The organism is Leyella stercorea (genome assembly GCF_021531355.1).
In the GTDB taxonomy this organism is placed as follows: domain Bacteria; phylum Bacteroidota; class Bacteroidia; order Bacteroidales; family Bacteroidaceae; genus Prevotella.
Window position 1 is genome coordinate 1 of the sequence record NZ_JADYTS010000087.1, and the last position, 10,953, is coordinate 10,953.

Genomic DNA, 10,953 nt, shown 5'->3' on the forward strand with positions numbered 1-10,953 from the left:
TGTCAGCAACTTAACGAGCTGAATTCTTGCACTTTTTATGTCAGATTTATATCTAAATTTTGAACACCCTACCCTAATGGTCAGAGTATAAATGTATCTTTTGCCGATGCAACACGCAACTATTCACGCCTCCGCATTGCTACAAATCAAGATGGTTCTGTTACCGTTATTGCCAAGTTTATCACTCCAGCCAACACTAGAGGCTATTCTGATAATACCTACACTCTTACGCCTGATGAAAAAGGCAATGTGTATTTGTACGGTAAGTTTTTTAAGTATTCGTCAATAATTGTAAAAAATGCCGATGTGACTTTAGTTGATTATTTTTTCCAAAAAGAAATTGAAACCAACAAGAGCTATGTGCTGGATGCGACCGTAGTGTCTTTGGTCGGTTTGAGCACTGAGGAAATACAAAGTACTATCAAGAATGAACTGAATAAAGGGAAGGCAGACATCCGTCTTGTCCTTTCTGATGATATGACGAATGATGATATGGATGCAATAAAAAGTGCCCTTGAATATGCCAAAGATGACAATATCAACCTTACCATTATGGGATTAAAGAAGGTTGGAAATTACGCTCTTGCAGGGATTTCAAACATAAAATCCTTAAAATTAACAAATACTGAAGAGATTGGAAAATTTGCTATTGCTGACAATAAGACACTTCAAGTATTTGAGGCTCCTAAGCTTAGGACTATTTATTCTGGGGCATTCTTGGATTGTACATACCTTCAAACCCTAAGGTTTGGACCAATTGAGTATGCAGAAGAATTTTATTCTCCAATTTTTGACAACGGAACTGAATATAGTATTAATCTGATTCTTTCTTCCGATCAAAAAGAGCTGAAAGAAGACCAACATGGTAGTTTATGGGAAGCTTTAAAAACTCCTTATGCAGATTCTTACGACCATAACACCAAACATTTTATAAACAATTATTTCAAGTCTATAATTTGTGGTCACTCTAAGCATTAAGATCAAGAGGCTGATAAACTCTTGCGGTAAATATGTGTCTAACTTTTTTGGGGTTACTTTAACTCCTAAGTTGGGCAGGAGTATAAGTTGCCCAGCAATTATATCCCCCCGCACCTCACGGGAAGCGACAAGGGTCTATATGCCACGATGAAAAGGTGGCGTATAGACCCTTGATTATATGGTGATAGTCGTAATCTACATCTCCGCTTTCTGTTTTTTATAAATTGCTTATCTGTTACCTCTAAGATAATATCTTATTTCAATTTTTCTATCTGTTCCTGGGTAAGACCGGAATACTTCATAATCAGATTGATGTCAACGCCATCAGCAAGCATGTTCCTGGCAATATCCAGGGCTTTCTGGTTCATACTTTTCTTCATTCCCTTTTCCATACCCTCAGCTATACCTTCACGCTTGGCAGTGTCTACGGAATTCTTGATGTCACGATATGCCATCTTGCTGGTCTCGTACTCCCTCATTTCCTGCGGAGTAAATTTGGCTATCTCGGCTTCCTCGAAGAGGCGGTCGAAGCCGAAGTCGGTCAACAAGCTGATATATCTTTCTTCTACCTGCTTCATAATCATCTGTTTTAAAATGCTATCGTAAAGTTACGACTTTATTTTCAAACCCGCAAGATCTTTCTGGGCAAAGTTTCTGAAAAAGTTAGAGATTGCTTTTTCATGTGACAGGACAAGGGTCTATATGCCACGATGAACTGGTGGCGTATAGACCCTTGATTATATTGTGATTTTTAATGGGTAATAATTCAAATTTCAAAGAATCTTTGTACCTTTGCATTTAAACAACATCTTCTAATTTGTATTTAAACCGTATCTTCTACAAAAGGTGAGTAGCACAACAGAAAACATAGAGATCAGATTGACTGATGAAGCACAGTTTCGCTTTATCTTTGATAATTATTACGTATCATTATGTATGTTTGCCAACCAATATGTAGAAGATGAAGAAATGGCAGCCGACATAGTTCAAGAATGCTTTGTAAAGCAATGGCAACACCGTGAAGACTTCGTCTACCTACACCAAGTGAAGGCTTATCTCTACACTTCTGTACGCAACAAGGCGCTTAATGCCTTGGAACATAGAAAAGTTGTAAGCGAATACGAACGTAAGGTTTTGGACAAAGCCCAGGAAAGTTTCTTCCATGACAAGGTCATTGCCGAAGAAAGTTATCGTATTCTTGTTAATGCCATCGACAAGCTGCCTCAGCAGATGAGAAACATCATGCAACTGGCTCTTGAAGGCAAGACCAATCCTGAAATAGCCGATGCACTTAACGTATCGGGAGAGACTGTACACTCACAGAAGAAGACAGCCTATCGTAAACTGCGTGAATATCTGAAGGACTATTATTACCTCGTATTCATATATCTGTAATCAGGCTATAGAAAAAAATCAAAAAAAACTTCAATCAGACTCACCCCCTTTTTTGTTTCACCTGTTATTAGTATAAAAGAACACCAATAACAGGCGAATTATGATAAATCAATATTTTGAGATAGCCCGGCTTATTGCCAAACAAATATCCGGCGAACTGGACAAGGAAGAGCAAATCAGACTTGAAAACTGGAGAAAAGAATCTCCTGAAAACGAGCGGCTCTTCGAGGAAATACGTAATGAAGAGAACATTACCGCCAACCTACGCAGACGCAATTCATTCAACACAGATATGGGTTGGGAGAAGGTGAATGAAGGAATCCATAAATACCGCTTCAGAAAACGAGTGCTCAGAATATGCAGATATGCTGCAATGCTGGCAATGCCTCTCGTCATAGCTGCTCTTGTAACCTTTCAGATTATAAACGAGAACAGAAACGACAAGACAATCGCAGCCACCGAACAGATTCTGCCCGGTTCGACAAAAGCCACTCTCACACTTGACAATGGCGAAATAGTAGACCTGACAGCCACTAAAGGAGAAAGACTGGAAGAATCGGACGGAACGCTGATAAAGATTGACTCCGCCACCCTGAACTACAAACATGGGGCAAATACTGCTGACGGCAAGATAGCATATAATAAGGTGAGCGTGCCACGTGGAGGTGAATACAAGTTGGTGTTGAGCGATGGCACCAGGGTACATCTCAACTCGATGAGTTCGTTGCGATACCCCGTAAGTTTCGGCTCTAAAACACGCCAAGTGGAATTGGACGGTGAAGCCTATTTTGAGGTAAGCAAGACCGGCCAGCCATTTATAGTCAATGCTAATGGAATGGACGTGGAGGTATTAGGCACTACATTCAACCTTTCGGCATACAAAGACGAGCCTCGACAAACAACATTGGTAAGCGGCAGCGTGCGTGTACGTACCGGCAACGGCAACAGTCGCATCATCAAGCCATCGCAGCAGGCATCAATAGCTCCGGGCGCTAACCAAATAGATGTGAGAACCGTTGACACTGCATTCTATACTTCGTGGATACACGGAAAGATTAAGTTTAAAGACCAACGGCTTGAAGACATCATGAAAACTCTGTCGCGCTGGTATGACATGGACATAGTCTATGCCGACAAGGAAGCCAAGAACCTACGTTTCGGATGTTACGTAAACCGTTATGAGGAAATAAGCCCACTACTTGAACTGTTGAGAAACACCGGCAGTGTCAAGATAGAAACCAAAGGCAAAACAATCAAAATACATACTAATCATAAATAATACATTATGGAAAAACGACGCAATGCTTACAGACAAGAGAGACTTGGAAAGCGCTTCATCATTGTGCTGCTGTTTCTCTGCATTACTACATCTGGGCTGATACGGGCATCCGTGTTTGCTCAAGCCACTGTTACGGTTAATATGAAAAACGTAACGCTAAGTGATGTTCTATGGGAAATCCAGAAACAAACTGACTTTACCTTCATCTACAGCACAAACGACACAAAGAATGTACGTGTTGAAAATCTGAGCGTAAAGAACAAGCCAATTTCCAATGTACTTGATAAATGTCTGCAAAACAGCGGATTGGCTTACTCTGTCCATAATGGTGTAATCACAATACACAAGGCAAAAACACATAATACAAACAAGCCACACAACACCAAAACCACTACTATAGAAAACAAAAAATACACAATTCTCGGCAAGGTGACCGATGAGAGCGGTGAGCCTATCATTGGTGCCAATGTATTCATAAAAGGCACGAAGCATGGCACCGTGAGCGACATCAACGGCAACTTCAACCTACAAGTGAAAGACAAGCAGGCCGTATTGACAGTCTCATACATAGGTTTTACACCAAAAGAAGTGGCTGTCGTAGCCGAAAAGGCAGCGCACATAACACTAAAAGTCGACAACAACCTGCTGGAGGAAGTCATCGTAACAGGATATGGCACATTCAAGAAATCGGCGTACGCCGGATCTGCCAGCATCGTAAAGACTGAAGCCGTAAAGGATGTGCCAAACGTGTCTTTCCAGCAGATGCTCGAAGGAGCCGCTCCCGGCGTGAGCGTAAGCTCAAGTTCGGGCATTCCGGGCGCTTCCACTTCAATACGCATACGTGGTATGGGTTCGTTCAATGCCTCCAACTCTCCGCTTTATGTAGTAGACGGCGTACCCGTACTGTCGGGCAACATCGGTGCTTCGGGCAGCGACTCGGGTCTGGACGTCATGTCTACCCTTAACACCTCCGACATTGAGAGCATCACCGTCATAAAGGATGCTGCTGCAGCTTCGCTCTACGGTTCGCGTGCAGCAAACGGCGTGGTGATTATCACTACCAAGCAAGGCAAGAGCGGCAAGCCTGTTTTCTCACTCAAGTCAGACTGGGGATTCTCTAAATTTGCCGTACCGTACAGAGAAATCATGGGTGGACAAGAACGCCGCAACCTTATACACGAAGGTTTGCGCAACTATGCCCTGAGCTATAAAGGCAGTGCCAACGACGAAGAAGGGCTGCATCAGAACATGACCGAGAACGAGGCATGGGCTTATGCCGATGCCAACATCGACCAATACGCACCGATACCTTGGTGTGGATTTGTCAACTGGGACGACTACCTATTCCGCAATGGCAGTCATCAGAACTATGAGTTCTCAGCATCAGGAGGTCAGGAGCGAATCAAATACTACACCTCTTTAGGCTATATGAAGCAGGAGGGCGTAACCATCAATTCGGGATTGGAGCGCGTCTCTGCCCGTCTGAACGTAGAATACCAAATGGCAAAATGGATGACCATCGGTGCCAAAATACTGTTCTCGAAGGTAAATCAAGACACATATTCAGAGGGAAGAGCATACACCTCGCCAATATACGGCACACGCAACGGTGCCACTCCGTCCGACCCTGTATGGAACGAAGACGGAACATGGAACCGAGAACTGATAAAACTGGCCGATCGCAACCCAGTGTTGTCAAACACCTACAACTTCAAGAAAGAATACGCAACCCGATCGTTCAACACCGTCTATGCCACATTCAATCTGTGGAAAAACCTGAAGTTTACATCGACCTACAGCTACGACTTCGTTATGAACAAGTCGCGTGCATGGAAAGACCCCCGTACAAGCGACGGTGACGATGACAACGGACGTTTCAGCAAAGACTACAATGACATTACAAACATGACGTGGTCGAACATCCTGACCTATCAGATGAAACTGAACAAGAAGCACAACCTCGACTTCCTGGCAGGATACGAGATTAACAGCAAAGAATCGGACGGACTGGGTACGACTATTTCTAACTTCGCGCGTACCGATAAGCCAGAGATAAGCAACGGTGTAGTGTATCAAAGCATGGGCGGCTCGAACAGCTGCACACGCATCGTTTCGTACATAACACGTGTCAATTACGACTACGAAAACAAATACTACGCAGGTGCAAGCTGGCGAACCGACGGTAGTTCGCGACTGGCAAGAAAGAACCGCTGGGGCAACTTCTGGTCGATATCGGGCGCATGGCGAGTAAGCGCCGAAAAGTTCATGAAGCCAACAAAAGACTGGCTGAACGACTTGAAGCTTCGCGTATCGTACGGCGTTAACGGCACATTGCCTTCTACCTATTACGGATACCTGGGATTGAGCAGCATTACCAGCAACTACAACAACAATCCGGGAATATCGCAGTCGCAGCTGGAAAACAAAAACCTGACATGGGAGACAAACTATAACTTCAACTCAGGCATCGACCTCGCGCTCTTTGACAACCGACTTAATATAACATTCGAGTACTACATACGCACAACCAAGAACCTGCTTTACGAACGACCGCTGTCTCTGACCACCGGTTTCTCAAACTACCTCTCTAACATTGGCAAGCTGCAGAACAAGGGTTATGAACTGGAACTGCGCTCAACTAATATAAATACAAAGGACTTCCGCTGGACAAGTTCGTTCAACTTAGGACACAACACCAATAAGATACTGAAACTTGACGGCGACCTCAAGCAGGTGACAAGCGGCTCAATGATACGCAAGGTGGGACTGCCCTACTCTACCTATTACATGATAGAATTTGCAGGCATCGACCCTGCCGACGGCGAACCGATGTTCTACAAGAACACGACCGACGAAAACGGCAAACTGAACCGCGAAACAACCAAAGACCCACGAAGCGCCGAAAAAGTAATACTGAAATGTGCCGACCCTACCATCACTGGCGGATTTGGCAACTCATTCAGCTACAAATGGTTTGACTTCAACTTCAACCTTAACTTCTCGCTCGGAGCATGGAATTATGACGAATGTGCCAGCAAACTGGAACATGGTGGAGACGGAACACTAAACATACCTACCTACTACCGCAAACGCTGGCAGAAAGAAGGCGACCATACCAATATCGAACGTTTTGTAATAGGACGTTCCATCTCAATGGACGACTACTCTACATCACGCCGACTGCATAGCGGCGATTTCTTGCGATTGAAGAACCTGACATTCGGCATAACACTGCCCAAGAATCTGATACGCAGAATAGGTCTTGAAAAAGTACGCATATACGCTTCGGGCAACAATCTGCTGACATGGGCAGCCTACAGCTATATCGATCCAGAATCGGGTTCATCGCCAAGCTGGGACACACCGCCCATGAGAACTTGTACATTCGGACTGGAAATAAAATTCTAAAACGTCACACTTTAAAAGAACAGAACGATGAAAAAAATAAGATATATCATAATAGGTGTATGCGCAGCCTTGCTGAGCAGTTGCGGCAACGACTGGCTCGACCTTAAACCTTCGACAGCTATCGAGACAGACGGTTCGCTGACCGAACTGAGAGATTTTGAATTTGTGCTCAATGGTGCCTACAACAGCATGCAATCGTCCAACTACTATGGAGCCAACATGATGTGCTATGGCGATCTAACCGGCGACGACATGAAATCATACAAGTCGACAAGTACCAATGTCAACTATTATACATTCAAGTTCAACAAGACCAATGGTCCGAGCGAATTCTGGGAAGTGTATTATGGCATCGGTAAGAATATTAACATCCTATTGAGGGATATAGAAAAGATAGAACTTGTTCCCGACCGCATTATCACAACTCCTAAAATGGAGAGTCTGACAGAGCAGGTTTATTACAACGATCTGAAAGGTGAAGCACTGGCTATACGTGCCTTGCTGCTGTTTGACATGACACGTCTATATGGCTATCCATACACCAAGGACAACGGAGCCTCGCTTGCTGTGCCTATCATCGACCAAGTGGTGAACGACAAGAATGTAAAACCATCGCGCAACACCACAGCCCAGTGTTACAAAGCCGTTGTCGATGACCTTACACAAGCCATAAGCTTACTACGCAATGTAAAGAAAGAAGGCAAAATAAACAAATGGGCTGCAATGACCCTGTTAAGCCGCGTTTATCTGTATATGGGCAAAGACAAGGAAGCCTTGGAAACTGCTACAGAAGCTATAAAGGGAGCCGAATCAACAGGATATAAGCTATGGACCAACGATGAATACGCAAAGATATGGGCGACACCGTTCAATAGCGAACTTCTGTTCGAAATCGTAAATCTAACGACCGACAGTCCGGGCAAGTCGTCAATAGGTTATCTGTGCACTAAATACAAAATGATAGCAACCAACAAGTTCTGGAAGAAGTATCTGAAGAATATGCCTAACGATGTACGTGGACAGATGGTGTCAACTGCAAGCAAAAGCAAACCGTTCTGTCTGAAATATCCAGCCCAGGGCGACAAGAGCTACGAAGACGCCAACATCCCTGTGTTCCGCCTGTCAGAACTGTATCTGAACGCTGCCGAAGCGGCTGTGAAGAGAGGCGACATAAGCAACACACGCAAATACTTAGCCCCTATATATGCACGTACGGGCAAAAGTCTTGACGATGTGGCAGACAAAGACATCACGCTGGATTTGGTACTGGAACAGCGCCGTATAGAATTCTGGGGCGAAGGCCAGCGATTCTTCGACTTGATGAGAAACAACAAGCGGGTAGTGCGCACTGACTGCCTAAGCGAAGTGCCCGAAGAAGCACGCTCATTCGACTGGAACTACTATAAGATTGTGTTGCCCGTGCCGAAGCACGAGATGGAATACAACGAAAATATGGTGCAAAACCCAGAATATGAACTGCATTGACAAAACATAAATAACATATAATACATAATTCAGTACCAATATGAAAGCTCGTTTGTATAAAACTTTATTATCTGTTTTAATTCTTTTCTCAGTAAGTTCCGGTGTTATAGCCGGAACTTACCAACCTGCTGACAAGCATGAAGAACAGAAAAAAGAAGAACTTTCGGTCGACGGACCGTACATACTCTACCAACCAGACGGTAGCGTAAGAGTGATAAGCGTAAACAAAAAACTGAAAATTGAAGACAAGACATATACCAAACTGTCTAAGAACTATAGCTTCAGAGTGACCGACCATAAAGGAAACAACTCTTTTAAAGTTAGACTTCACTCTATAGAACGACCGGAATGGAAATATGACAAACCTGAGAAAACCTTTGTCATGTCCGACCCTCACGGCAGACTTGATTGTGTAATCAGTCTGCTGCAAGGCAATGGCGTTATTGACAAGAAACTGCGCTGGAACTTCGAACGAAACCACTTGGTCATTATTGGCGACGTTTTCGACAGAGGAAAAGACGTGCCGCAAATTTTCTGGCTATTCTACAAACTTGAAGAAGAAGCGGCTAAAGCCGGAGGCCACGTTTCGCTCTTGCTGGGCAATCACGAACCATTGGTAATGGCAAATGACCTAAGATATACTAAGGACAAATACAAAGTCTTAGCCAAACGACTGGGCATGAAATATCCACAATTGGTAGGTTCGAACACAGAATTAGGACGCTGGCTGGGCACTCGCAACACTATGCAGATAATAGGCGACGGCCTGTATGTACACGCAGGATTAAGCAAGGATTTTTACGACAAGAATCTGGAAATTCCATTTGTCAATCAGGAAATGAGTAAGGCGCTGTTCATGACTAAAAAAGAAAGAAAGGCTTTGTCACCGCTTACGGCTTTTCTGTATAGCAACGACGGACCACTATGGTACAGAGGACTGGTAAGGAAAGAAGCTAAATACAAGCCCCTATCAACAGATTCGCTGCAAATGGTGTTAGACCGTTACCAAGTGAAACGCCTGCTGATCGGGCATACTATATTCAAGGATATATCAACGTTTTACAACGGTAAGGTCATTGACGTAAATGTAGACAACAAAGAAAACCGTAATAAAAGACGCGGACGTGCCGTCCTGATAGAAGGTAATACATATTATGTAGTAGGTGATAATGGAAAAATGAGAAAACTTTAAGAATTGTCCTAATCTTGATTTGGCATATGAAACCGAACTGTTATAGGTCGTTTCATATGCCTTTTTTATATCACAAGACTTTTACCGACAACTTTTGCTTTTGATAAATGTTTTTAATGACATTTCCTTTGCCGTTTCGGCTTTTTTGTATAATTTTGCGGACGAACCAAACAAGAAATTAGGGGTGCAGCATGGATTGTGCTGCTGAGATTATACCCGTAGAACCTGAAGCGGATAATGCCGCCGTAGGAAATATTTCTATCCTGTACAATCAATAAGTTGACAACAGTTGCATACAATTGCAGAGTGCATTTGCGGCAAACCCTTGCAACAGCCCCCATATATGAAACGATAATTATGCAATACAGATGTGCCCTTACTATAGCCGGAAGCGACAGCGTAGGAGGTGCCGGCATACAGGCCGACATCAAGACAATGTCGGCTTTGGGAGTGTATGCAGCCTCAGCCATCACAGCCGTGACCGTGCAGAACACCCAGGGAGTGTACGGCATTGAAGCAATCCGACCCGAAATCGTGGGCGGACAGATTAGTGCCGTAATGGACGATATACATCCTACGACTGTAAAAATTGGTATGGTGAACGATGCCGAGACCATTCACGCCATTGCCAAGACATTGGGCAAATACAAAGGCGTGGCAGTTATCATCGACCCCGTTATGGTTTCGACAAGCGGATGCCGACTGATGCAGGAAGACGCTCTGCAAGTGTTCCGCACCGAACTGATGCCGTTGGCTTCGCTCCTGACGCCTAACGTGCCCGAAGCCGAAATCTTGTCAGGCATTAAGATTGAGACGGTTGACGACATGGACCGTGCTGCCAACAAGATATGCCGCGAAGCTGGATGCGCCGTTTTGGTAAAAGGCGGACATCTCGACGGCAACACCAAGACCGACATTCTGTATGCCGACGGACAGCGGGTGGAGACATTCGAGGCGCAGACCGTAGAGACACGCAACACTCACGGAACGGGATGCACCCTGTCGTCTGCCATTACTGCCCATCTGGCTTTGGGCCATACAATGGCTGACGCCATAAGACTGGCAAAGACTTATTTATACAAGGCTCTTGAGGCTGGCAAGGATGTGGAGATAGGACGGGGACACGGACCCGTTAACCACTTCTTCAATCCGCACCCATACTACACTAAATAAACAATTCTGATGATACAATTCATAACTCACACCAACTCACGCT

General features: G+C 44.4%; 8 protein-coding genes and 1 riboswitch. Of the genes, 7 read left to right on the forward strand and 1 reads right to left on the reverse strand.

Features of this window, described 5'->3' with window-relative positions; genetic code table 11:
- Nucleotides 1-306: 306 nt before the first annotated feature.
- Entirely contained in the window at nucleotides 307-978 is a 672-nt protein-coding gene (locus I6E38_RS13030; RefSeq protein WP_235394404.1) for a leucine-rich repeat protein, read from the forward strand.
- A 254-nt stretch (nucleotides 979-1,232) separates the two neighbouring features.
- On the opposite strand, the gene I6E38_RS13035 is transcribed toward I6E38_RS13030, so the two are convergent.
- Complete coding sequence (locus I6E38_RS13035; RefSeq protein ID WP_235394405.1) at nucleotides 1,233-1,556, reverse strand: RpnC/YadD family protein; 324 nt, start codon at nucleotides 1,554-1,556, stop codon at nucleotides 1,233-1,235.
- 268 nt (nucleotides 1,557-1,824) lie between these two features.
- Here I6E38_RS13035 and I6E38_RS13040 point away from each other — a divergent pair, with 268 nt between their 5' ends.
- From I6E38_RS13040 to thiD, 6 genes are all read left to right on the forward strand, one after another.
- Nucleotides 1,825-2,373 (forward strand): RNA polymerase sigma-70 factor, encoded by a 549-nt coding sequence (locus tag I6E38_RS13040; RefSeq protein WP_235394406.1) that lies wholly within the window; start codon nucleotides 1,825-1,827, stop codon nucleotides 2,371-2,373.
- A gap of 100 nt (nucleotides 2,374-2,473) precedes the next feature.
- On the forward strand, nucleotides 2,474-3,652 hold the full coding sequence (locus tag I6E38_RS13045; protein WP_235394407.1) for a FecR family protein: 1,179 nt from the start codon (nucleotides 2,474-2,476) through the stop codon (nucleotides 3,650-3,652).
- A 6-nt stretch (nucleotides 3,653-3,658) separates the two neighbouring features.
- Nucleotides 3,659-7,060, forward strand: coding sequence for a TonB-dependent receptor (locus I6E38_RS13050; RefSeq protein WP_235394408.1), 3,402 nt, complete (start codon nucleotides 3,659-3,661; stop codon nucleotides 7,058-7,060).
- Nucleotides 7,061-7,087: 27 nt separating this feature from the next.
- Nucleotides 7,088-8,545, forward strand: coding sequence for a RagB/SusD family nutrient uptake outer membrane protein (locus I6E38_RS13055; RefSeq protein WP_235394409.1), 1,458 nt, complete (start codon nucleotides 7,088-7,090; stop codon nucleotides 8,543-8,545).
- 40 nt (nucleotides 8,546-8,585) lie between these two features.
- Complete coding sequence (locus tag I6E38_RS13060) at nucleotides 8,586-9,737, forward strand: metallophosphoesterase (RefSeq protein ID WP_235394410.1); 1,152 nt, start codon at nucleotides 8,586-8,588, stop codon at nucleotides 9,735-9,737.
- Between the two features lie 170 nt (nucleotides 9,738-9,907).
- Nucleotides 9,908-10,007: riboswitch (TPP riboswitch) on the forward strand.
- A gap of 87 nt (nucleotides 10,008-10,094) precedes the next feature.
- Entirely contained in the window at nucleotides 10,095-10,910 is an 816-nt protein-coding gene (gene thiD / locus I6E38_RS13065; protein WP_235394411.1) for a bifunctional hydroxymethylpyrimidine kinase/phosphomethylpyrimidine kinase, read from the forward strand.
- The last annotated feature ends 43 nt before the right edge of the window (nucleotides 10,911-10,953 follow it).

Bases quoted from the DNA above. Each gene is read 5' to 3' on its own strand.
- I6E38_RS13035 (WP_235394405.1), bottom strand. From the start codon at position 1,556: ATGAAGCAGGTAGAAGAAAGATATATCAGCTTGTTGACCGACTTCGGC.
- I6E38_RS13045 (WP_235394407.1), top strand. From the start codon at position 2,474: ATGATAAATCAATATTTTGAGATAGCCCGGCTTATTGCCAAACAAATA.
- I6E38_RS13050 (WP_235394408.1), top strand. From the start codon at position 3,659: ATGGAAAAACGACGCAATGCTTACAGACAAGAGAGACTTGGAAAGCGC.
- I6E38_RS13055 (WP_235394409.1), top strand. From the start codon at position 7,088: ATGAAAAAAATAAGATATATCATAATAGGTGTATGCGCAGCCTTGCTG.
- I6E38_RS13060 (WP_235394410.1), top strand. From the start codon at position 8,586: ATGAAAGCTCGTTTGTATAAAACTTTATTATCTGTTTTAATTCTTTTC.
- thiD (WP_235394411.1), top strand. From the start codon at position 10,095: ATGCAATACAGATGTGCCCTTACTATAGCCGGAAGCGACAGCGTAGGA.